The 20852-nt window shown below is 72.2% G+C and carries 19 protein-coding genes; 4 read left to right on the forward strand and 15 right to left on the reverse strand.

Going from position 1 to position 20852, the window contains the following annotated elements; genetic code table 11:
• Window positions 1-145: 145 nt before the first annotated feature.
• The 11 genes from ACFYTE_RS21630 to ACFYTE_RS21680 all read right to left on the reverse strand — a co-directional run bounded on the left by ACFYTE_RS21630 (window position 146) and on the right by ACFYTE_RS21680 (window position 14202).
• On the reverse strand, window positions 146-2374 hold the full coding sequence (locus ACFYTE_RS21630) for an MMPL family transporter (protein WP_388712628.1): 2229 nt from the start codon (window positions 2372-2374) through the stop codon (window positions 146-148).
• A 337-nt stretch (window positions 2375-2711) separates the two neighbouring features.
• Window positions 2712-4226, reverse strand: coding sequence for an Asp-tRNA(Asn)/Glu-tRNA(Gln) amidotransferase subunit GatB (gene gatB / locus ACFYTE_RS21635; protein WP_388712631.1), 1515 nt, complete (start codon window positions 4224-4226; stop codon window positions 2712-2714).
• A gap of 15 nt (window positions 4227-4241) precedes the next feature.
• A complete protein-coding gene (locus ACFYTE_RS21640) occupies window positions 4242-4484 on the reverse strand; it encodes a hypothetical protein (RefSeq protein WP_388712634.1) in 243 nt (80 codons plus the stop codon).
• Window positions 4481-5974, reverse strand: coding sequence for an Asp-tRNA(Asn)/Glu-tRNA(Gln) amidotransferase subunit GatA (gatA, locus tag ACFYTE_RS21645; RefSeq protein ID WP_388712637.1), 1494 nt, complete (start codon window positions 5972-5974; stop codon window positions 4481-4483). The genes ACFYTE_RS21640 and gatA overlap by 4 nt, the downstream gene beginning before the upstream one ends.
• 2 nt (window positions 5975-5976) lie before the next feature.
• Window positions 5977-6273 (reverse strand): Asp-tRNA(Asn)/Glu-tRNA(Gln) amidotransferase subunit GatC, encoded by a 297-nt coding sequence (gene gatC, locus ACFYTE_RS21650; protein ID WP_351738126.1) that lies wholly within the window; start codon window positions 6271-6273, stop codon window positions 5977-5979.
• A gap of 92 nt (window positions 6274-6365) precedes the next feature.
• Window positions 6366-6860, reverse strand: coding sequence for a cupin domain-containing protein (locus tag ACFYTE_RS21655; RefSeq protein WP_388712640.1), 495 nt, complete (start codon window positions 6858-6860; stop codon window positions 6366-6368).
• Between the two features lie 172 nt (window positions 6861-7032).
• Window positions 7033-9267: a putative bifunctional diguanylate cyclase/phosphodiesterase gene (locus tag ACFYTE_RS21660; RefSeq protein WP_388712643.1), complete on the reverse strand. Its 2235-nt coding sequence runs from the start codon at window positions 9265-9267 to the stop codon at window positions 7033-7035.
• 260 nt (window positions 9268-9527) lie between these two features.
• Window positions 9528-11720, reverse strand: coding sequence for an NAD-dependent DNA ligase LigA (gene ligA, locus ACFYTE_RS21665; protein WP_388712646.1), 2193 nt, complete (start codon window positions 11718-11720; stop codon window positions 9528-9530).
• 15 nt (window positions 11721-11735) lie between these two features.
• Window positions 11736-12740, reverse strand: a complete 1005-nt coding sequence (locus tag ACFYTE_RS21670) for a methionine synthase (RefSeq protein WP_388712649.1) — start codon at window positions 12738-12740, stop codon at window positions 11736-11738.
• A 205-nt stretch (window positions 12741-12945) separates the two neighbouring features.
• Window positions 12946-13644, reverse strand: a complete 699-nt coding sequence (locus ACFYTE_RS21675; protein WP_388712652.1) for an SDR family oxidoreductase — start codon at window positions 13642-13644, stop codon at window positions 12946-12948.
• Window positions 13645-13662: 18 nt separating this feature from the next.
• On the reverse strand, window positions 13663-14202 hold the full coding sequence (locus ACFYTE_RS21680; protein ID WP_388712655.1) for a TIGR00730 family Rossman fold protein: 540 nt from the start codon (window positions 14200-14202) through the stop codon (window positions 13663-13665).
• A 51-nt stretch (window positions 14203-14253) separates the two neighbouring features.
• Here ACFYTE_RS21680 and ACFYTE_RS21685 point away from each other — a divergent pair, with 51 nt between their 5' ends.
• Both ACFYTE_RS21685 and ACFYTE_RS21690 read left to right on the forward strand, forming a co-directional pair.
• A complete protein-coding gene (locus tag ACFYTE_RS21685; protein ID WP_388712658.1) occupies window positions 14254-14592 on the forward strand; it encodes a DUF427 domain-containing protein in 339 nt (112 codons plus the stop codon).
• A 50-nt stretch (window positions 14593-14642) separates the two neighbouring features.
• Window positions 14643-15419, forward strand: a complete 777-nt coding sequence (locus ACFYTE_RS21690) for an alpha/beta fold hydrolase (RefSeq protein ID WP_388712661.1) — start codon at window positions 14643-14645, stop codon at window positions 15417-15419.
• A gap of 237 nt (window positions 15420-15656) precedes the next feature.
• Here ACFYTE_RS21690 and mnmA read toward each other — a convergent pair whose 3' ends face one another.
• Window positions 15657-16787 (reverse strand): tRNA 2-thiouridine(34) synthase MnmA, encoded by a 1131-nt coding sequence (gene mnmA / locus ACFYTE_RS21695; RefSeq protein WP_388712665.1) that lies wholly within the window; start codon window positions 16785-16787, stop codon window positions 15657-15659.
• Between the two features lie 60 nt (window positions 16788-16847).
• On the opposite strand from mnmA, the gene ACFYTE_RS21700 reads away from it, so the two are divergent.
• A complete protein-coding gene (locus ACFYTE_RS21700) occupies window positions 16848-17528 on the forward strand; it encodes an N-acetylmuramoyl-L-alanine amidase (RefSeq protein WP_388712668.1) in 681 nt (226 codons plus the stop codon).
• Between the two features lie 632 nt (window positions 17529-18160).
• On the opposite strand, the gene ACFYTE_RS21705 is transcribed toward ACFYTE_RS21700, so the two are convergent.
• From ACFYTE_RS21705 to ACFYTE_RS21715, 3 genes are all read right to left on the reverse strand, one after another.
• Complete coding sequence (locus tag ACFYTE_RS21705; protein ID WP_388712671.1) at window positions 18161-19324, reverse strand: cysteine desulfurase family protein; 1164 nt, start codon at window positions 19322-19324, stop codon at window positions 18161-18163.
• 150 nt (window positions 19325-19474) lie between these two features.
• Complete coding sequence (locus tag ACFYTE_RS21710; RefSeq protein ID WP_388712674.1) at window positions 19475-19741, reverse strand: DUF4190 domain-containing protein; 267 nt, start codon at window positions 19739-19741, stop codon at window positions 19475-19477.
• An 85-nt stretch (window positions 19742-19826) separates the two neighbouring features.
• Window positions 19827-19994 (reverse strand): hypothetical protein, encoded by a 168-nt coding sequence (locus ACFYTE_RS21715; RefSeq protein ID WP_388712677.1) that lies wholly within the window; start codon window positions 19992-19994, stop codon window positions 19827-19829.
• Window positions 19995-20127: 133 nt separating this feature from the next.
• Here ACFYTE_RS21715 and ACFYTE_RS21720 point away from each other — a divergent pair, with 133 nt between their 5' ends.
• Window positions 20128-20760: a TetR family transcriptional regulator gene (locus tag ACFYTE_RS21720; protein WP_388712680.1), complete on the forward strand. Its 633-nt coding sequence runs from the start codon at window positions 20128-20130 to the stop codon at window positions 20758-20760.
• Window positions 20761-20852 lie beyond the last annotated feature (92 nt).

A 20852-nucleotide genomic window follows, 5' to 3' on the forward strand; every position in this document is an offset into this window, starting at 1 on the left:
CTGTCTGAGAGGTCCCTTAATGATCGTTGTGAGCCGCGTGCGTGTGCGGCGCGCCCGCTCGGTGGATCCGGCAGCCGGTCTCGCAGCTGCCCTGCTCGGCGTCGGACGTGCGCAACAGCACAGGGGCCGCGGTTCGGCGCCGTCGTCACCCAGGGCCGTCGGCTACATCCTGCTGTTGTTCCTTCTCCAGTTCCGCCACGACGGCGTCGAGCCTTTCATGGGCGGCGCGGCATTCGGGCGGTTCGATGCTGATCCTGGGCAGGCGCCGGTCGAGCCAGCCCGGCAGCCACCAGTTGGCGCCGCCGAGGAGGTGCATCAGGGCGGGAACCAGCAGGGTGCGCAGCACGAAGGCATCCAGGGCGACGGCGGCTGCCAGCGCGATCCCGAACATGGCGATCACGCGGTCGCCGCCGAGCACGAAGGCGAGGAACACGGAGATCATGATGACGGCCGCGGAGTTGATCACCCGGCTGGTCTCGGCGAGGCCGACCCGGACGGCGCGCCGGTTGTCGCCCGTCTCCAGCCACTCCTCGTACATCCGGCTGACCAGGAAGACCTGGTAGTCCATGGAGAGCCCGAAGAGCACCGACACCATGATCACGGGCAGGAAGGGCTCGATCGGTCCGGCCCGGCCGAGCCCCAGCGGTTCGCTGGCCCAGCCCCACTGGAAGATCGCGACGACGATGCCGAAGGCGCCCGCGACGGCGGCGAGGTTCATCGCGGCGGCCTTCACGGGGATGCCGATCGACCGGAAGGCGAGCAGGAGCAGCACACAGCCGAACCCGATGACCACGCCGACGAACAGCGGCACCTTGCCGACGATCACGGCGGCGAAGTCGTCGTAGCTCGCGGTCACGCCGCCGACGTGCACATCGAGCGAGGTGCCCTGCTCCGCGCGCGGCAGCACCTCGTGGCGCAGCCGGTCGACGAGGTCGCTGGTCTGCCGCGACTGCGGCGCCGAGTCGGGCACGACGGTGAGGTAGGCGGTGTCGCCCCCGGTGTTGAACCGCGCCGGTGTCACGGACGCGACGCCCGGGGTGGTGCGCAGAGTGGCGTCGAGGTTGTCGAGGGCGAGCCGGGCGTCGGCCCCGTCGACGCGGGACACGAGTGTCAGCGGTCCGTTGACGCCGGGACCGAAGCCGTCGGCGATGAGGTCGTACGCCTGCCGTGTGGTCGAGTCCCTGGGGTCGTTGCCCTGGTCGGAGGTGCCGAGGCGAAGGGTGAGGGTGGGCAGTGCGAGCAGGGCGACGACGGCGAGGGCGACCGAGCCGAGCAGCTTCGGGTGGCGCTCGACGAACGCGGACCAGCGGGCGGCGAGACCGGTGGGCAACTCCGGTTGCGGACCGTGCTCGGCCAGCCGCTGCCGCTCGCGCCGGCTCAGCGCGCGCTCGCCGATGAGGGAGAGCAGGGCGGGCAGCAGGGTCACGGAGGCGGCGACGGTCAGGACGACGGTCAGCGCGGCGGCGACGGCGACCCCGTTGAGGAAGCTCAGCCGCAGGATCAGCATGCCCAGCAGGGCGATGCACACGGTGGCGCCCGCGAAAACGACGGCGCGTCCGGTGGTGGCGACGGACTCGGTGACGGCCTCGGTGACGGTCAGTCCGCGTTTCAGTCCGCGACGGTGCCGGGTGACGATGAACAGCGCGTAGTCGATGCCGACGCCGAGCCCGATGAGCAGGCCGAGCATCGGCGCGAACGCGGCGACGGTCATGGCGTGGCCGAGCAGCGCGATGCCGGCGTACGCGGTGCCCACGCCGACCAGGGCGGTGGCGATGGGCAGCAGGGAGGCGGCGAGCGAGCCGAAGGCGAGGAAGAGCACCACGGCGGCGACGACCACGCCGACCGCCTCGGCGACGTGCCCGCCCGACGAGGCGGTGAGCCCGATGGCGCTGCCGCCCAACTCGATGCGCAGCCCGTCCGTCTCGGCCGCCTTCGCGGTGTGGACAACGGCCTCGGCCTCGGACCTGTCGATGTGCTCGATCGGCTGGTCGAAGGTGACGACGGCGTACGCGGTACGGCCGTCGCGGCTGATCTGCCCGGTGCCCTGGCCGTCGTAGGGGCTGGTCACCGAGGACACCCCGGGCAGGTCCGCGATGTCGTCCAGGGTGTGGCTCATGGTCTGCTCGACGTCGGCGGCGCGGACACCGCCGGATCCGGTGTGCCAGACGACGGTGTCGCTGTCACCGCCCATACCGGGGAAGCCCGCGCCCAACAGTTCCCCCGCCCGGCCCGCTTCGGTGCCGGGGACCTCGTAGCTCTCGGAGTACGCGGAGCCGGTGACGGCGGCGGCAGCGGTGACGCCGCCGAAGGCGAGCAGCCAGAGCAGGACGGCGACCAGACGGTGCCGGACACACCAGCGTGCAAGGGCTGCCACGACCTGCTCCCAGGGACGATGTGCGGATCTTTGCCTGGGAACGAACGTCGATGAACGAAACAGCCCGCAAAGAACACATGAGCAATCGTTGACCACTGTTGCAGCTGAAAGAGATCGTTTGCCGGGTTCGTGGGCTTCTTCACAAGAGCCGGAAACCGGGAACTTCCGCAGGTCGTCCGGATGCGGTCGCGCCAGGACGGCTGCGTCGCGGGCGCCACGCGAGTGCGCCCGCGGGGCATCTCGGGTGCGTCGCGGGGCCTCGCCGGTGACGAAAACGCCCTGGGGGGACGCATCGTGGCGATGCGTCCCCCCAGGGGCGGTCGGTGCACGCGGTGGCCTAGCCCTCGCCGACGCCCAGCTTCTCCAGGATCAGCTCCTTGACGCGGGCCGCGTCGGCCTGGCCGCGGGTGGCCTTCATCACCGCGCCGACCAGGGCGCCGGCCGCGGCCACCTTGCCGCCGCGGATCTTGTCCGCGATGCCCGGGTTGCCGGCGATGGCCTCGTCGACGGCCGTGCCGAGCGCCGAGTCGTCCGATACGACCTTCAGACCGCGCTTGTCGACGACCTCGTCCGGGGTGCCTTCGCCCGCGAGGACGCCCTCGATGACCTGGCGGGCCAGCTTGTCGTTCAGGTCGCCTGCGGCCACCAGCAGGGTGACGCGGGCGACCTGCTCGGGCGTGATGGCCAACTCGTCCAGGGCGACGCCCGACTCGTTGGCGCTGCGCGCCAGTTCGCCCATCCACCACTTGCGGGCGGAGGCGGCGTCGGCACCGGCGCCGATGGTGGCGACGATCGGGTCCAGCGCACCGGCGTTGAGGATCGCCTGCATGTCGGTGACCGAGATGCCCCACTCCGCGAGGAGGCGGGTGCGGCGGGCCAGCGGCAGTTCGGGCAGCGCGGCCCGGATCTCCTCGACCCACGTGCGCGCGGGGGCCACCGGGACGAGGTCGGGCTCCGGGAAGTACCGGTAGTCCTCGGCCTCCTCCTTCACCCGGCCCGAGGTGGTCGACCCGGTGTCCTCGTGGAAGTGCCGGGTCTCCTGCACGATGGTGCCGCCGGACGACAGCACCGCCGCGTGCCGCTGGATCTCGAAGCGGGCGGCACGCTCCACGGACCGCAGCGAGTTGACGTTCTTCGTCTCGGAGCGGGTGCCGAACTTATCGGCGCCCTTGGGCATCAGCGACAGGTTGACGTCGCAGCGCATCTGGCCCATCTCCATGCGGGCCTCGGACACGCCGAGCGCCCTGATGACCTCGCGCAGCTCACGGACGTACGCCCGGGCGACCTCGGGGGCGCGCTCGCCGGCCCCGACGATCGGCTTGGTGACGATCTCGATGAGCGGGATGCCCGCGCGGTTGTAGTCGAGCAGGGAGTGGGACGCGCCGTGGATGCGGCCGGTCGCGCCGCCCACGTGGGTGGACTTGCCGGTGTCCTCCTCCATGTGGGCGCGCTCGATCTCCACGCGGAAGGTCGCGCCGTCCTCCAGCTGTACGTCGAGGTAGCCGCCGAAGGCGATCGGCTCGTCGTACTGGGAGGTCTGGAAGTTCTTCGGCATGTCCGGATAGAAGTAGTTCTTCCGGGCGAAGCGGCACCATTCGGCGATCGAGCAGTTCAGCGCGAGACCGATCTTGATCGCGGATTCGACGCCGGTCGCGTTGACGACCGGGAGCGCGCCGGGCAGGCCGAGGCAGGTCGGGCAGGTCTGCGAGTTGGGCTCGGCGCCCAGTTCGGTGGAGCACCCGCAGAACATCTTGGTCTTGGTGCCGAGTTCGACATGGACCTCAAGGCCCATGACGGGGTCGTACGACGCCAGCGCGTCCTCGTACGACACCAGGTCGGTCGTGGTGGTCACGGTGAAACTTCCCTCTCAGCCCAGGAGGACGTCGTCGTCGCCCAGCCGCTTCAGCTCGCGGTAGAGCAGGGCGAGGCCGGTGACGATGGCGACGGCGGACACGGTGGCGTCGATCATGCGCAGCGTGTCGTGTTCGGCGCGGGCCTTCTTGATCTGCTTGGCGACGCCGACCGCGCCGAACGCGGTGGTGGCCATGGACAGGTACGTACCGGACTTCGACTTCTTGAAGCCCTTGGCCTTGGACAGTGCCTTGCTCACAGCGACGGAGCCTCCTCCAGCAGCGGATGCCCCCACTTTTCCACGAAGGCGGCCTCGACGGCGGCGCCGACCTTGTACAGCCGGTCGTCCTTCATCGCCGGGGCGATGATCTGCAGGCCCACGGGGAGGTTGTCCTCCGGGGCGAGACCGCAGGGCAGCGACATGGCCGCGTTGCCCGCCAGGTTGGTCGGAATGGTGCACAGGTCGGCGAGGTACATGGCCATCGGGTCGTCGGCGCGCTCGCCGATCTCGAAGGCCGTGGTCGGGGTGGTCGGCGAGACGATCGCCTCCACCTGCGCGAAGGCCCTCTCGAAGTCGCGCGTGATCAGGGTGCGGACCTTCTGCGCGGAGCCGTAGTACGCGTCGTAGTAGCCGCTCGACAGGGCGTATGTGCCGAGCATGATGCGGCGCTTGACCTCGGGGCCGAAACCCGCCTCCCGGGTGAGGGAGGTGACCTCTTCGGCGGAGTGGCCGCCGTCGTCGCCGACCCTGAGGCCGTAGCGCAGCCCGTCGAAGCGCGCCAGGTTGGAGGAGCACTCGGACGGCGCGATCAGGTAGTACGCCGACAGGGCGAGGTCGAAGGACGGGCAGTCCAGTTCGACGATCTCGGCGCCCAACTCCTTCAGCAGCTCCACGGCCTCGTCGAAGCGCTGGATGACACCGGCCTGATAGCCCTCGCCGCGGAACTGCTTGACCACACCGATGCGCATGCCCCGCACCGAGCCGTTGCGGGCGGCCTCGACGACCGGCGGGACGGGGGCGTCGACGGAGGTGGAGTCCATCGGGTCGTGTCCGGCGATGACCTCGTGCAGCAGGGCCGCGTCCAGGACCGTGCGGGCGCAGGGGCCGCCCTGGTCCAGGGACGACGAGAAGGCCACCATGCCGTAGCGGGAGACGGCGCCGTACGTCGGCTTCACGCCGACGGTGCCGGTGACGGCGGCCGGCTGGCGGATGGAGCCGCCGGTGTCGGTGCCGATGGCGAGCGGCGCCTGGAAGGAGGCCAGCGCGGCACTGGAGCCGCCGCCGGAGCCGCCGGGGATCCTGGTGAGGTCCCAAGGGTTGCCGGTGGGCCCGTAGGCGCTGTTCTCCGTCGAGGACCCCATGGCGAACTCGTCCATGTTGGTCTTGCCGAGGATCACGACGTCGGCGGCCTTCAGCCGCCGGGTGAGCGTCGCGTCGTACGGCGGGATCCAGCCTTCGAGGATCTTCGAGCCGACGGTCGTGGGGACGCCCTCGGTGGTGAAGATGTCCTTGAGGGCGAGGGGGACACCGGCCAGCGGGCCCAGTTCCTCGCCGCGCTCGCGCTTGTCGTCGACGGCGCGGGCCTGGGCGAGCGCGCCCTCGCGGTCGACGTGCAGGAAGGCGTGCACCTTCTCGTCGACGGCTTCGATGCGGGCGAGATGGGCCTCGGTGACCTCGACGGCCGTCAGCTCGCCGGAGGCGATCTTCGCGGCGGTCTCGGCGGCCGTGAGCTTGATGATGTCCGTCATGGTCAGTCCTCCCCCAGGATCTGCGGCACCTTGAAACGCTGCTGCTCCTGGGCGGGGGCGCTGGAGAGCGCCTGCGCGGGGGTGAGCGAGGGACGGACCTCGTCCGCGCGCATGACGTTGGTCAGCGGGAGCGGGTGCGAGGTCGGCGGTACGTCTTGGTCGGCGACCTCGCTGACGCGGGCGACCGCGCCGATGATGTCGTCGAGCTGGCCCGCGAAGTGGTCGAGTTCTTCGGGCTTCAGCTCCAGACGCGCCAGCCGGGCGAGGTGGGCGACCTCCTCGCGCGTGATGCCAGGCATGCAGCGATCCTCTGGGGTGAGTGTGTGTGGTTTGGGGCCAATCCTATGGGGCGGGCCCCGGTACCCGTGAAACGGTTTGCCGTGGGCGGCCGTCAGCGCCGCCTCGCCTCCCAGACCTCGCTGGTGAGGAAGTGGTTGTCGTACAGCTCCTGGACCTCCAGCAGGCTCTCCGGGGTGGCCTCGCCGACGGCGATGCGCCGCAGGTGGCGGAAGTACTCGAAGCGCTCCACGCCAGGGGTGATGACGATCAGCAGGTCGGCGTCGGCGCCGGGTACGGCGGCGAAGGCGTGTGGCTTGCCGGGCGGTACGACGACGAGGTCACCGCGGCCGGCGGTGACGACGTCCTCGCCGGAGAGGATGTCGGCGGCGCCGTCGAGCAGGAAGAACAGCTCGGCGGAGTTGTCGTGCCAGTGCGGTTTGGCGCCGTCGGCGCCCGCCGTGAGGGTGACCCGCTGGGTGGACAGGGCGCCGCCGGTCCGGCTGCTGTCGGCCAGCAGGCGCACGGTGGTGGGCGCACGGCCGACGACCTCCGCCTCGGCCTCCCGGACGATCACGGACTCCTCGAACCTCGGAACGAACAGCGACATCCCAGAACCCCTTGGTGACGGTGGTACCACGACCGGCCGACGAAGAACGGCGCGGCGCCGCAGCAGCCGGAGCCGTATGGGCAGCAGCCCGGCTGCGGATCACCCCGGCGCGCGCGGCCGCCGGGCGTCGCCGACAGCGCCCGGGAGGCGGTACGAAGCCCGGCGGGCGGGGTCATTCGGCGGCGGGCAACGCGGCACGCGGCCGTTGCCAGCCACGGGAACCCCGCGCCAGCAGCCATGCCGTCGTCTCCTCGGGCGGCATCGCCGCGGCCACCAGCCACCCCTGTACGGCGTCGCAGCCGAGGTCCCGCAGCCGCTCCCAGGTCTCGTCGTCCTCCACGCCCTCGGCGACGACCAGAAGCCCCAGCGAATGCGCCAGGTCGACGGTGCAGCGCACGATCTCGGCGTCCTCGTTGTCCACCGCCAGCCGGGCCACGAAGGACCGGTCGATCTTCAGCTCGCTCACCGGCAGCCGGCGCAGGTGCACCAGCGAGGAGTAGCCGGTTCCGAAGTCGTCCAGGGACATCTTCACGCCGTGCCCGGTGAGCCCGGCGAGGGTGTCGGCGGCCCGCTGCGGGTCCTCCAGCAGCACATGCTCGGTTATCTCCAGCTGGAGCGCTCCCGCGGGTACTCCGTGCCGGGCCAGTCGGGCGGCGACGGAACCCGCGAAGCCGGGCGTGTGGACATCGCGCGGGGAGACGTTCACGGCCACCGGCACCCGCAGCCCCTGGGCCCGCCACTTGGCGACCTGCCCGAGCGCGGTCTCCAGCACGTACTCGGTCAGATGGGGCATCAGCCCCGAGGACTCGGCGATCGCGATGAACTCGTCCGGTGGCACCTTCCCGCGCTCGGGGTGCACCCAGCGCACCAGCGCCTCCAGGCCGGCGACCTGCCCGTCGAAGCGGACCTTGGGCTGGTAGTGCAGTTGCACCTCGTGCGCCTCCAGCGCCCGGCGCAGATCGCCCAGCAGTCCGAGCCGGTCCGGGGTGTTGGAGTCCCGCTTCGACTCGTACGCCTCGACGCCCGTGCGGTCCCGCTTCGCCTGGTACATCGCCACGTCCGCGCGGCGCAGCATGCCCTCGGCGTCGAGCGCGTGGTCCGGGAAGACGGCGACGCCCGCGCTGGCCTCCAGGACGAGGGTGAGCCCGTCGAGGTCGAGCGGCGAGCTGAGCACGGTGACCAGATTGCGGGCGACCCGGGTGGCGGACGTCGTGGAGTCGGCGACCGGCAGTAACACGGCGAACTCGTCGCCGCCGAGGCGCGCGGCCTCCGCGCCGCGCGGCAGCGCGAGGCGCAGCCGGTCGGCGATCTGGAGCAGCAGCCGGTCCCCGGCGAGATGCCCGAGGGTGTCGTTCACGGAGCGGAACCGGTCGAGGTCGATCAGCATGAGCGCGGACCGGGCGCCGATGCGTTCGGCGTCGTCGAGGGCCGTCCAGATACGTTCCAGCAGCCACTGCCGGTTGGGCAGTCCGGTCAGCGGGTCGCGCAGTTGTTCCTCGGCCCGGGCCCGGGCGATCCACAGGGTGGAGTCGAGGGCGACCAGCGGGATGGCGAACAGCGGGAGCAGCACCGGATGGGCGACCGCCACGACGCAGATCAGCGGGGCGATGCCGAGCAGCGCGACCGCGACGAGGCCCTGTCTGACCAGGGCGGTGCGGGCGACGGTGGGCAGGCCGCCGCCGCGGGGCGCGCTCAGGTACCACAGCAGGATGCGGGTGACGGCGAGGTAGGCCGCGGCGACCAGCACGACCTCGGGGACGGTGGTGACGTTCCAGTGCTCGGGGTTCCAGGGGTCCTCGACGGTCGGTACGCGGCCGAAGGAGCCAAGTAGCAGGGCGGCGGCGCCGATGCCGAGGATGTCCACCGCGCCGTGCAGCACGCCCTGCCGCCAGCGGTGCCTGCGGGCGATGCCGACCAGGACGACGACGGTGAGGCTGACCATGCCGGCGGGCACCCAGCCGTAGAGCAGCAGGACGGCGAGGGTGAGCGCGGCGCCGGAGCCGGTGCCGCCCCACCAGCGGGCCCGGCCGAGCATGACGAGGTGGCCGACGATGATGCCGGTGAGCATCGCGAGCGACCAGCCGACGGTGCCGGACGGGAAGAGGGCGTGGTTGTCGGTGAACGCCCGGTAGAACCCGGCGCCCAGCGCGAACCCGGCCGCCGCGACGACGGCGGCGGGCAGCGCGGGCCAGGCCGGCTGGGCGTGGTCGGTGCCGGCCGGCACCGGGGCGCCCTGGACGACCAGGGGAACGGGGCGTGTCCGGGACGCCGAGCGCGCGGCGGCGGCGCGTCCGTCGGCGCCCGCGCGCTGCGCGGTCCGGCCCGGCCACCGGCTCTCCCGCCATGCGACCGCTCTGCGGCGCAGGCGCAGCCACGCGTCCGGGGCGGCGCTCTCGGTCGGTTCCATTCCCGTCCCTCTCACAGCCGGCGGTGCCCACGCCACGCGGCCCGACGCCCGACGTCCGTCGACGGCTCCGCGTTGGAACATTCCTTCCCCGTGCTCTTCGGGCACACGGGGATGCCCCGACCGCAGCTGGGCACGGCAGGCGCACATCCCAACAGTAGGCCGCGGAAGGCTTTCACGGGCAGCGGTCGTCGACGGTTGCCCGAATGCGCCCCGGCCTCCCGTATGCATCTGGTATGCGCCGATCGGGTGGTCTTCAACCGCTACTCGCCGGTCGGAAGGGCGACTTCGGCCGCCGCCTCGGGCCCCTGGGCCAGCAGGACACCGAAGCCGTCCTCGTTCAGCACCGGCACCTTGAGTTGCATGGCCTTGTCGTACTTCGATCCCGGGTTGTCACCCGCGACGACGAACGAGGTCTTCTTCGACACCGATCCGGTCACCTTCGCGCCGCGGCTCTGCAACGCGTCCTTGGCGCCGTCGCGGGTGAAGTTCTCCAGGGTGCCGGTCACGACGACGGTGAGCCCTTCCAGCGGGCGCGGGCCCTCCTCCTCGCCCGACGACTCGTCCTCCAGGGGGACTCCGGCCGCCTTCCACTTGCGGACGATCTCGCGGTGCCAGTCCTCGGCGAACCACTCCTTGAGCGCGGCGGCGATGATCGGGCCGACGCCGTCGATGCCCGCCAGTTCCTCCTCGGTGGCCTGCTCGATGCGGTCGACGGAACGGAACTCGCGGGCGAGCGCCTGGGCGGCGACCGGTCCCACGTGGCGGATGGAGAGCCCGTTCAGGAAGCGGGCGAGCGGACGCTGCTTGGCCGCCTCGATGTTCTCCAGCAGCGCGAGGGTGTTCTTCTTCGGTTCGCCCTTCTGGTTCGCGAAGACCGTGACGACCTTCTCCTGGCCCGTCTTGGGGTCCCGCTTGGGCAGTCCGCTGTCCGGGTCGAGGACGTACGCCTTGATGGGCAGCAGCTTGTCCACCGTGAGGTCGAACAGGTCGCCCTCGTCGCTCAGCGGCGGTTCGGCCGGCTCCAGCGGCCGGGTCAGCGCCGCCGCGGCCACCTCGCCGAAGTGCTCGATGTCCAGACACTCCCGGCCGGCGAGATAGGAGACGCGCTCCCGCAACTGGGCAGGGCACGCGCGCGCGTTGGGGCAGCGCAGGTCGATGTCGCCCTCCTTCATGGCCCGCAGCGGCGTCCCGCATTCCGGGCACTCGGCGGGCATCACGAACTCCCGCTCGGTGCCGTCGCGCAGGTCGACGACCGGGCCGAGGATCTCCGGGATGACGTCACCGGCCTTGCGGATCACCACGGTGTCACCGATGAGGACGCCCTTGGCCTTGACCACGTCCTGGTTGTGCAGGGTGGCGAACTCGACCTCGGAGCCGGCGACCGTGACCGGTTCGACCTGGGCGTACGGCGTGACCCGGCCGGTGCGGCCGACGCCCACCTTGATGTCGATGAGCTTGGTGTTGACCTCCTCCGGCGCGTACTTGTACGCGATCGCCCAGCGCGGGGCGCGGGCGGTGGAGCCGAGGCGGCCCTGGAGGCGGATCTCGTCCAGCTTGACGACCACGCCGTCGATCTCGTGCTCCACGGAGTGGCGGTGCTCGCCGTAGTGGGCGATGAACTCCCGCACGCCGTCGAGGCCGTCCACCACCCGGTTGTGCGGGGAGGTGGGCAGGCCCCAGCCCTTGAGCAGATCGTAGGCCTGGGAGAGGCGGGTGAAGCCCGAGTAGCCCTCCAGGGCGCCGATGCCGTGGACGACCATGTGCAGGGGCCGGGTGGCGGTGACGCGCGGGTCCTTCTGCCGCAGTGAACCGGCGGCCGCGTTGCGCGGGTTGGCGAACGGCTTGTCACCGGCCGCGACCAGTCGTTCGTTCAGCTCCAGGAACTTCTCCATCGGGAAGTAGACCTCGCCGCGGATCTCCACCACGTCGGGGACGCGCTCGCCGTGCAGCCGGTCGGGGATCTCGGCGATCGTACGGACGTTGGGCGTGATGTCCTCGCCGGTGCGGCCGTCGCCGCGGGTCGCCGCGCGGGTGAGCCGGCCGCGCTCGTAGGTGAGGTTCACCGCGAGGCCGTCGACCTTCAGTTCGCACAGGAAGTGGTACTCCTGGTCGCCGAGTTCGCGGTGGATACGGTCGGCCCAGGCGGCGAGTTCCTCGTCGTTGAAGGTGTTGTCGAGGGAGAGCATGCGCTCGCGGTGCTCGACCGCGGTGAACTCCGTCGCGTACGCCCCGGCGACCTTCTGGGTCGGCGAGTCGGGCGTGCGCAACTCCGGATACTCCTCCTCCAACGCCTCCAGGGAGCGCAGGAGCTTGTCGAACTCCGCGTCGCTGATGACGGGAGCGTCCTTCACGTAGTACCGGAAGCGGTGCTCCTCGATCTGCTCAGCGAGCCGCGCGTGCTTGTCGCGTGCCTCGGCGGGCACCGTCGTCTCCGCTTGCTTGTCGCCGGCCACCGTATCGTCCTCCCGTTACTCTGGGTTGTCCGCGAGGGATCTCGCCGCCCGGACGCAGTGGGCGAGCGCCGCGCGGGCGTACGCGGGGGAAGCGCCCGCGAGACCGCACGACGGGGTGAGGGTGACCGCGTCCGCGAGAAGCCCCGGGTGCAGCCCCAGCCTGCGCCACAGCGTCCTGACACCCACGACGCTACCGGCAGGGTCTGACAATGGGCCGTCCGTGGACGGCACGACACCGGCGAACAGCCGCGTGCCGCCCTCCACGGCTTCCCCGATCGCCTCGTCGTCACGCTCGGTGAGGAGTGCGAAGTCGAACGAGACGGCGGCGGCACCGGCGCGGCGCAGCAGTGCGAACGGGACGTCGGGTGCGCAGGAGTGGACGACGACGGGGTCGCCGCTGTGCGTAGCGACGACGTCCCGCAGGGTGGCCTCCACGATCTGCCGGTCCACGGCCCTGTGGGTGCGGTAGCCGCTGGCGGTGCGGACCTGTCCGCGCAGTACGGCGGTGAGGGAGGGCTCGTCGAGCTGGAGCACGAGCCGGGCGCCGGGGACGCGGCGCCGTACCTCGGCGAGGTGCAGGCGCAGGCCCTCGGCGAGCGAGGCGGCGAGGTCACGGCAGGCGCCGGGGTCGGAGAGGGCGGACTCGCCGTTCCTCAGCTCCAGGGCGGCGGCCAGTGTCCACGGGCCGACCACCTGCACCTTGAGGTCGCCCTCGTGGCCCTGGGTGAACTCCTCCAGCGCGTCGAGGTCCTCCCCCAGCCAGGACCGCGCCCGCCTGGTGTCCCGGCCCGGACGGTCGGCGAGGCGCCAGCCGCTGGGCTCCACGCGCGCGTACAGCTCGACGAGCATCCCCGCGGTCCGCCCGATCATGTCGGCGCCGGGTCCGCGGGCGGGCAGCTCGGGCAGATGCGGGAAGTCCTCGAAGCTGCCTGTGACGGTCTTGGCCGCCTCCCGTGCGTCCTCGCCGGGCATGGACCCGACACCGGTGGCTCCCGGGAACCTGAACTCGTTCTCACTCACCCCGGAAGCGTAAGCGCTCCGCTTCGGGCCGCCCTTCCTCGCCCACCCATCCCCCGACTCGCCCCACCGAGAAGCACCCCCACGGGAAGGCCCCACCGGCCCCCGAAGCAGCGCACCTCGGCTACGGCCACCCCCTTTCAGTTTCCGGGGCGGGAGTGATCCGGCACGGTCCGCGTCGCACGGCTCGGCGCATCCAGTGGAGCGCTCAGCGGCCCGGGCGGATTGTCACGTCGTTGATTTCCGCGTCGCGTGGTAGGTCCAGGGACGCCAGGATCGTCGTCGCGACGGACTCGGGGTCGATCCAGCGGGCCGGGTCGTACTCCTTGCCCTCCTGCTGGTGGACCTTGGCCTGCATGGGGCTGGCGGTGCGCCCGGGGTAGACGGAGGTGACCCGGACCCCGTTGCCGTGCTCCTCCTCGCGCAGGGAGTCGGCGAGCGCCTTCAGGCCGTGCTTGGAGGCGGCGTACGCGGACCAGCCGGCGTGGGCGCTCAGGCCCGCCCCCGAGTTCACGAAGACCACATGCCCGCGGGCGACCCGCAGCTGGGGCAGGAAGTGACGGGTCAGCTCCGCGGGGGCGATCAGGTTGACGTCGAGCTGGTGCCGCCAGGACTTGGGGGTCAGCTCGTCCACCGCGCCGAGGTCGACCACGCCCGCGATGTGCAGCAGCGAGTCCACCCGGTCCGGGAGCGTCTGGTGCGAGAAGGCCCAGGACAGCCGGTCCGGGTCCGCGAGGTCACCCACGAGCGTGCGCGCCCCGGGGAACTCCGCGGCGAGGTCCTTCGCGCGGCCCGCGTCACGCGCGTGCAGGACGAGTTCGTCCCCGCGCGCCTGGAGGCGGCGCGCCACGGCCGCGCCGATGCCGGAGCCCGTCCCGGTGATCACATGAGTAGCCATGCGGGCCATGGTCGCATCAGCGAGGTGTCACTCGATGCCGCGGCTCTCCTCCAGGTATGCCATCGCCCCGACCGGCTCCTGGGCGAAGAACACCAGGTCGCTCAGCGGGCGGGGCAGGAAACCCTCGGTCTCCATGCGGCGGAACTGCTCCTTGAGGCCGTCGTAGAAGCCCGCGGTGTTGAGCAGCACGACCGGCTTGTCGGTGTGCCCGTGTTTCTTCAGCTCCAGGATCTCGGTGGCCTCGTCGAGCGTCCCGGTGCCGCCCACCATGATCACCACGGCGTCGGCCTTCTCCAGCAGCAGCCGCTTGCGCTCGGCGAGGTCCTTGGCGATCACCATGTGGTCCGTGTCGCGCCGCGCCTTCGCCGAAAGGAACTCCACGGAGACGCCGAGCAGCCTGCCGCCCGCCTCCTGCACGCCGTCCGCGACGACCTTCATCAGACCGACGTCGGAGCCGCCCCACACCAGCGTGTGGCCGCCCTTCCCAATCAGGGTCGCGAAGTCGCGCGCGGGGCGCGTGTAGCGGTCGTCGAGGTCGGCGGCGGACAGGAAGACGCAGATGTTCATGGGCCCCACCGTACGCGGGAAGAAGTCGGGGCCGACGGGTGCTGTTCGGATATGGCCGAAGGACACACCATCACCATCGAACAGGGCGGGCAGCACGTGCGCGTGGTGCACGGGGACCAGGTGCTCGCCGAGACCGACCGCCCCCTGCTGCTGCGCGAGACCGGTTGCCCGGTGCGGTACTACATCCCGGCCGAGGACGTGCGCCTCGACCTCCTCACCCCCTCCGACACCCACACCTACTGCCCCTTCAAGGGCACGGCGTCCTACTGGTCGCTGCCGGACGCGCCGGACCTCGTCTGGGGCTATCCGCAGCCCAAGGACGACGTGGCCCGGATCAAGGACCACCTGTGCTTCTACGAAGTGGAAGTGTCGCCCGCTGAAGTGGCGTGACCGAAGTGTCGGACCGATGACGCGCGTGCCGGATGGCAGTCTGCACAGGCATGGACAAGCAGATCATTTCGCCTGACGGCACGCCCATCGCGTACGGACGCTCGGGAGCGGGCCCTGCCGTCGTCCTGGTGAGCGGCGCGATGTCGACGGGCGGCACGCTGGCCCCGCTGGCCAAGCGGCTCGCGGACCGGTTCACCGTCGTCGTGTACGACCGCCGGGGCCGCGGCGCGAGCGGTGACACGGCGCCGTACGCCGTCGCCCGTGAGGTCGAGGACCTGGCGGCGCTGATCGACGCGGTGGGCGGCCGGGCGGCGCTGTACGGCGTCTCGTCGGGCGGTGCGCTGGCGCTGGAGGCGGCGGCGAGCGGCCTGCCGGTTCCTCGGGTCGCCGTGTACGAGCCGCCGTTCGCGCAGCCCGGCGGTGAGAAGGAGCGCGCCGAGTACACCGAGCGGCTCACCGAGGCGCTGGCCCGAGGGCGGCGCGAGGACGCGGTCGAGTTGTTCCTGCGGCTCACCGGGCTGGCCGAGCAGATGATCCAGGGTGCCCGGCAGTCCCCGATGTGGGCCGACATGGAGGCGATCGCGCCGACCCTGGCCTATGACGACGCCGTGCTGAGCGGCGGTGTGCTGCCGCGGGAGCGGATCGCGTCGATCGCCGTGCCGGTGCTGGCCGTGGCGGGCGGGGCGAGCCCCGAGTGGCTGCGGACGTCGGCGGCTGAGGTCGCGGAGGCGGCTCCCCTGGGCGCGTTCCGCACCCTGGCGGACCAGACCCACATGGTCGACCCGGACGTCCTCGCCCCGGTCCTGGCCGGGTTCTTCGCCGCCTGAGCGGGGCGCTCCGCGCGGGCCGACGGCGCCGGTCTGTGCCGCGCTGTGCCGTCAGTCGGCTGCGGCGCCGATCGTGGCTGGTCGCGCCCGCGCGGCGGAGCCGCATATCGATAGAGCCCCGCGCCCCTTCGGGGCGCTGGCCCCGGTGCCCTTGGCACAACCGCCGGACCGCCGTCCTCGGCTGCGGCGCCGTCGTGGCTGGTCGCCCAGTTCCCCGCGCCCCTTCGGGGCGCCTGCTCAGATCGCTGCGGCCGTCGCGCGCGTGGTCGAGGCGATGGTCGCCGAGCCCACCACGCGCGTGCCGTCGTACAGGACGATCGCCTGGCCCGGGGCGACGCCGCGGACCGGTGCCGCGAACGACACCTCCAGGGCGCCGTCCACCAGTTCGGCGGTCACCTCGGTCTCGTCGCCGTGCGCGCGCAGTTGCGCGGAGTAGCCGCCGGGGCCTTCGGGGGCGGCGCCGCACCAGCGGGGCTTGATCGCGGTCAGCGCGGTGACGTCCAGGGCGGCGGCCGGGCCGACGGTCACGGTGTTGGCCACCGGGGAGATGTCGAGGACGTAGCGGGGCTTGCCGTCGGGGGCCGGGGTGCCGATGCGCAGCCCCTTGCGCTGGCCGATGGTGAAGCCGTACGCGCCGTCGTGGGTGCCCACCTTGGTGCCGGCCTCGTCGATGATGTCGCCCTCGGCCCGGCCGAGCCGCCGGGCGAGGAAGCCCTGGGTGTCGCCGTCGGCGATGAAGCAGATGTCGTGCGAGTCGGGCTTCCTGGCGACGGCGAGCCCGCGGCGCTCGGCCTCGGCGCGGATCTCGTCCTTCGTGGTCACCGTGTCGCCCAGCGGGAACATCGCGTGGGCCAGCTGCCGGTCGTCCAGCACGCCGAGCACGTACGACTGGTCCTTGGCCAGGTCCGAGGCGCGGTGCAGTTCCCGGGTGCCGTCGGGGAGCGTCACCACCTTCGCGTAGTGGCCGGTGCAGACCGCGTCGAAGCCCAGCGCCAGCGCCTTGTCCAGGAGCGCGGCGAACTTGATCTTCTCGTTGCAGCGCAGGCACGGGTTGGGGGTGCGGCCGGCCTCGTACTCGGCGACGAAGTCCTCGACCACGTCCTCCCGGAAGCGGTCGGCGAGATCCCAGACGTAGAACGGGATGCCGATGACGTCGGCGGCGCGGCGGGCGTCGCGTGAGTCCTCGATGGTGCAGCAGCCCCGGGCGCCGGTGCGGAACGACTGCGGGTTCGCGGAGAGCGCGAGGTGGACGCCGGTCACGTCGTGGCCCGCCTCGGCCGCGCGGGCGGCGGCCACGGCGGAGTCGACGCCGCCCGACATGGCGGCGAGGACACGGAGGGGACGGGTGCGCTGCGGGGTGTCAGTCATAGCCCCTCCAGGGTACGGGGACGCGGGAACCGGGGCGCGCGAGTATCCGTTGACGATCACATGGGGGAGACGAAGCGGGACGGGGACCGGCAGTTGGGCAGGCGTGCGCTGCTGGTCGGCGGCGCCGTGGCGGCGGTGGGCACGGCCGTGCTGGCCCGTGAGGAGCTGTCCCACCTGTGGTGGCGCCTTCCGGGGGTGGACAAGCCGCGGGTGGCGGGCGCGGTGGACTTCCGGGGCGCGCGCTGGGTGGCCGCGTCCACGGCGAACTACCGGCGGGCGGACCGGCCGGCCGACTACCGGATCGATCGGGTGGTGGTCCATGTGACGCAGGGTGGTTACCGCAGCGCGGTGCGGGTCTTCCAGGATCCGGGGCACGGGGCGGCCTCGCACTACATCGTCCGCAAGGACGGCCGGGTCACGCAGTTGGTGCGCGAGCTGGACGTGGCGTTCCACGCGGGGAACCGGGAGTACAACGAGCGCAGCGTCGGCATCGAGCACGAAGGGTTCGTGGAGCACGCCTCGTCCTTCATGGCCGAGATGTACGCGGCCTCCGCGCGGCTCACGGCCGCGATATGCGCCCGCTACGGCATACCCGTGGACCGCGGGCACATCATCGGGCATGTGGAGGTACCCGGCACGGACCACACGGACCCGGGGCGGCACTGGGACTGGGACCGGTACCTGCGGCTGGTGCGCGAGGCATCGACCGACCGCGCGCAGTCCACCACGTCGGCGACATGACGCCTGCCGGCACACGCGGCCCCGCTGGAGGCCAGAACGACGGCAGAGCGGGAGACGGCGGGGCAGGCCGGTCCGGCAGGTCGAGAGCGGCGACGGCGCGGAACGTTCGACGACGAGGGCGCCGACGGGGCGGGGCGTGAGGACTCGGCGGGCCGACGGCAGAGGCGGGTTCGGCCCGGGGAAACATCAATGAGGACAAGGAGCAAGGCGCGTTGAAGCAAGGGAGGCCCGCGGGGCGCGTATGCGCAGTCGCATGAGGCACACGGCGCGGGGGCAGGCCGCGTGAAGGGGACGGCGGGGGTATTCGGGCGGGTCGAACCGAGGGCGACGGCGCGGGCGGGTTTGGGCCGGTCGACAGGAGGACCGAGCGAGGATGTATTCGGATCGGTCGAGAACCAGGAGCACGGCGAGGACGCATCCGGGCCCGTCAAAACCGCGACCACGGCGAGGACGCATACGAACCCGTCGAGACCACGACCACGGCGACGACGCATACCAGCCCGTCGAAACCACGACCACGGCGAGGGTGGAATGCCGCGGTGTTCTGGTGGTGACGGTGCCGGCGCGATCGGTCGTCTGAAGCGGACGGGGCCGGGCGGCGGTTGGGGGACGCCCCGTTGGGGCCGGGGGTGTCAGGTGAGGCCGGCTGCTCGGGCTCGTTCGACCGCGGGACCGATGGCCTTGGCGACGGCCTCCACGTCGGCCTGGGTCGAGGTGTGGCCCAGGGAGAAGCGGAGCGTGCCGCGGGCCAGGTCCGGGTCGGTGCCCGTGGCCAGCAGGACATGGCTGGGCTGGGCGACGCCCGCGGTGCAGGCGGAGCCGGTGGAGCACTCGATGCCCTGGGCGTCCAGCAGGAGCAGCAGGGAATCGCCCTCGCAGCCGGGGAACGTGAAGTGGGCGTTGGCCGGGAGACGGTCCACGGGGTCGCCGCCGAGGATCGCGTCCGGCACCGCCGACCGCACGGCGGCGACGAGTTCGTCGCGCAGGGCGCCGATCTCGCGGGCGAACGAGGCGCGCTGGGCGGCCGCCACCCGGCCGGCGACGGCGAAGGAGGCGACGGCGGGGACGTCGAGGGTGCCGGAGCGGACATGCCGCTCCTGGCCGCCGCCGTGCAGGACGGGTACGGGGGTGTACTCACGGCCTAGGAGCAGGGCCCCGATGCCGTACGGGCCGCCGATCTTGTGACCGGAGACGGTCAGCGCGGCAAGCCCGGACGCGGCGAAGTCGACCGGAACCTGACCGAACGCCTGCACCGCGTCGGCGTGCAGCGGGATGCCGAACTCGCCCGCCGCCTCCGCCAGTTCATGGACCGGCAGGACGGTGCCGATCTCGTTGTTGGCCCACATGACCGTGGCCAGGGCGACGTCGTCGGGGTTGCGGGCGATGGCCTCGCGCAGGGCGTCCGGGTGGACGCGGCCGTACCGGTCGACGGGCAGGTATTCGACGGTGGCGCCCTCGTGTTCGCCGAGCCAGTGGACGGCGTCGAGGACCGCGTGGTGCTCGACGGGGCTGGACAGGACGCGGGTGCGGGCCGGGTCGGCGGCACGGCGGGCCCAGTACAGGCCCTTGACGGCGAGGTTGTCGGCCTCGGTGCCCCCGGAGGTGAAGACGACCTCGCTGGGGCGGGCGCCCAGCGCCTCCGCGAGGGTTTCCCGGGACTCCTCGACCGTACGGCGGGCCTGCCGGCCGGAGGCGTGCAGCGAGGACGCGTTGCCGGTGACGCTCAGGTGGGCGGTCAGTGTCTCCGCCGCCTGCGGGAGCATCGGAGTGGTCGCGGCGTGGTCGAGGTAAGCCATGGTGAGGCCGATTCTACGGCGCCTGCTCCGGCAGCCTAGGGGGGTGTGGGGCTGCATCTCGGCCAGTCGGGGCGGCGGGGTGCGGCCCGTCCCTGGCCGCTCGCCCCGTGAAGCCGGGGCCGTGCCCGCGCGCGGCGGCGGTCGCCCGGCTCAGAAGCTCCAGGAAACCGTGCGGTCGGCCTCCATGAAGGCCACCAGGACCAGCAGGTCGGCGATGCCCAGGGTGAGGCCGAGGACGGCGCGGCCGGGGCGGGTGGTGCCGCGCCACAGGGCGACGCCGGCCAGCGCGACGGCGATGGGGCCGAGGACGAGGTTGAGGACGAGGAGGCCGAGCAGGCCCAGGATGAAGGACGCGACGGCCATGCCGTCGGCGTCCCGGGTGGCGGGACGGCGGGTGGCCGGTGCGGTGAGGTGCATGGTGGTCAGCTCCCGACGGTCGGCTGGTTCGGAGACGGTGGGGGTGGACTGTGGGCGTGGACTGTGGGGGTGCGGTGCGTCGGGGTCAGTCGGCCGACCGGCCGCGACGGCGGGCGTGGCGCTCGCGGAGGGCGAAGACACCGAGCCAGACGGCGATGGCGGCGCCGGCGACGGCGGTGAGGGGCAGCGGCGCATGGGCGACGGTGCCCATCAGGACGCCCAGCAGCAGGAGCGCGGCGACGATGAACAGCATGGGATGTGATCCCCTTCCGAGATGCTCTCGTGAGGTCTCGGTGAACGGTTGTGGCTACAACTGTTCACTGACTACCCACCCTAGCGCGCCGGACACCTTCCCAATCCTGGAGAACAGTTGTTAACTGGATGACATGAGTCACACCCTCGGAATCCGGCAGGCCCAGAAGCAGAAGACCCGGCAGGCGCTCCTGGACGCGGCGTTGGGGCTGCTGGAGGAGCAGAGCCTGAGCAGCCTGGGCCTGCGCGAGGTCACCCGCGCCGTCGGGATCGCGCCGACCGCCTTCTACCGGCACTTCCGCTCCATCGCGGACCTCGGCGTGGCCCTCGTCGACGAGGCGCTGGGGAGTCTGCACCCGATGGTGCGCATGACGGTCGCCACGGCCGACGGCGACGAACGCATCGCCCGCGCCGTCGAGTTGATCTCCGGTCATGTGCGGACACACCCCGCTCACATCCGCTTCCTCGCCCGGGAGCGGCACGGCGGGGTGCAGCCGGTGCGCGAGGCCATCCGGGAGCAGTTGGCGCGGTTCGCGCAGGAGGTGAAGGCGGAGCTGGCCAAGGATCCGGAGGCCGCGGGCTGGGACGACGACGACCTGCTGATGCTGGCCCACCTCTACGTCGACCAGATGATCAGCACGGCCTCACTGTTCCTGGAGGCCATGGAGGCGCCGGACGCGTCGGAGGCGGAGCGCGAACACGTCACCCGGGTCGCGACCAGCCGGCTCCGGCTGATCGGCATCGGCCGCCGGCACTGGCTGCCCTGACCGCACCCCGCGCCGGCCCTCCGGACCCGACGACCGAGACGGACCGCTCCTCGCACCGGTCCCCCACCACAGGGCACCCCGGCCACCGGCCC

This window comes from Streptomyces sp. NPDC004629 (assembly GCF_042873595.1).
In the GTDB taxonomy this organism is placed as follows: Bacteria; Actinomycetota; Actinomycetes; order Streptomycetales; family Streptomycetaceae; genus Streptomyces.

Excerpts from the sequence above, each read along its gene's own strand:
- ACFYTE_RS21710 (WP_388712674.1), bottom strand. The coding sequence starts at position 19,741 with ATGCACCTCACCGCACCGGCCACCCGCCGTCCCGCCACCCGGGACGCC.
- ACFYTE_RS21705 (WP_388712671.1), bottom strand. The coding sequence starts at position 19,324 with ATGGCTTACCTCGACCACGCCGCGACCACTCCGATGCTCCCGCAGGCG.
- ACFYTE_RS21715 (WP_388712677.1), bottom strand. The coding sequence starts at position 19,994 with ATGCTGTTCATCGTCGCCGCGCTCCTGCTGCTGGGCGTCCTGATGGGC.
- mnmA (WP_388712665.1), bottom strand. The coding sequence starts at position 16,787 with ATGACTGACACCCCGCAGCGCACCCGTCCCCTCCGTGTCCTCGCCGCC.
- gatC (WP_351738126.1), bottom strand. The coding sequence starts at position 6,273 with ATGCCTGGCATCACGCGCGAGGAGGTCGCCCACCTCGCCCGGCTGGCG.
- ACFYTE_RS21660 (WP_388712643.1), bottom strand. The coding sequence starts at position 9,267 with ATGGAACCGACCGAGAGCGCCGCCCCGGACGCGTGGCTGCGCCTGCGC.
- ACFYTE_RS21685 (WP_388712658.1), top strand. The coding sequence starts at position 14,254 with ATGGCCGAAGGACACACCATCACCATCGAACAGGGCGGGCAGCACGTG.
- gatA (WP_388712637.1), bottom strand. The coding sequence starts at position 5,974 with ATGACGGACATCATCAAGCTCACGGCCGCCGAGACCGCCGCGAAGATC.
- ACFYTE_RS21675 (WP_388712652.1), bottom strand. The coding sequence starts at position 13,644 with ATGGCCCGCATGGCTACTCATGTGATCACCGGGACGGGCTCCGGCATC.
- ACFYTE_RS21690 (WP_388712661.1), top strand. The coding sequence starts at position 14,643 with ATGGACAAGCAGATCATTTCGCCTGACGGCACGCCCATCGCGTACGGA.
- ACFYTE_RS21655 (WP_388712640.1), bottom strand. The coding sequence starts at position 6,860 with ATGTCGCTGTTCGTTCCGAGGTTCGAGGAGTCCGTGATCGTCCGGGAG.
- ACFYTE_RS21720 (WP_388712680.1), top strand. The coding sequence starts at position 20,128 with ATGAGTCACACCCTCGGAATCCGGCAGGCCCAGAAGCAGAAGACCCGG.
- ACFYTE_RS21700 (WP_388712668.1), top strand. The coding sequence starts at position 16,848 with ATGGGGGAGACGAAGCGGGACGGGGACCGGCAGTTGGGCAGGCGTGCG.
- ACFYTE_RS21680 (WP_388712655.1), bottom strand. The coding sequence starts at position 14,202 with ATGAACATCTGCGTCTTCCTGTCCGCCGCCGACCTCGACGACCGCTAC.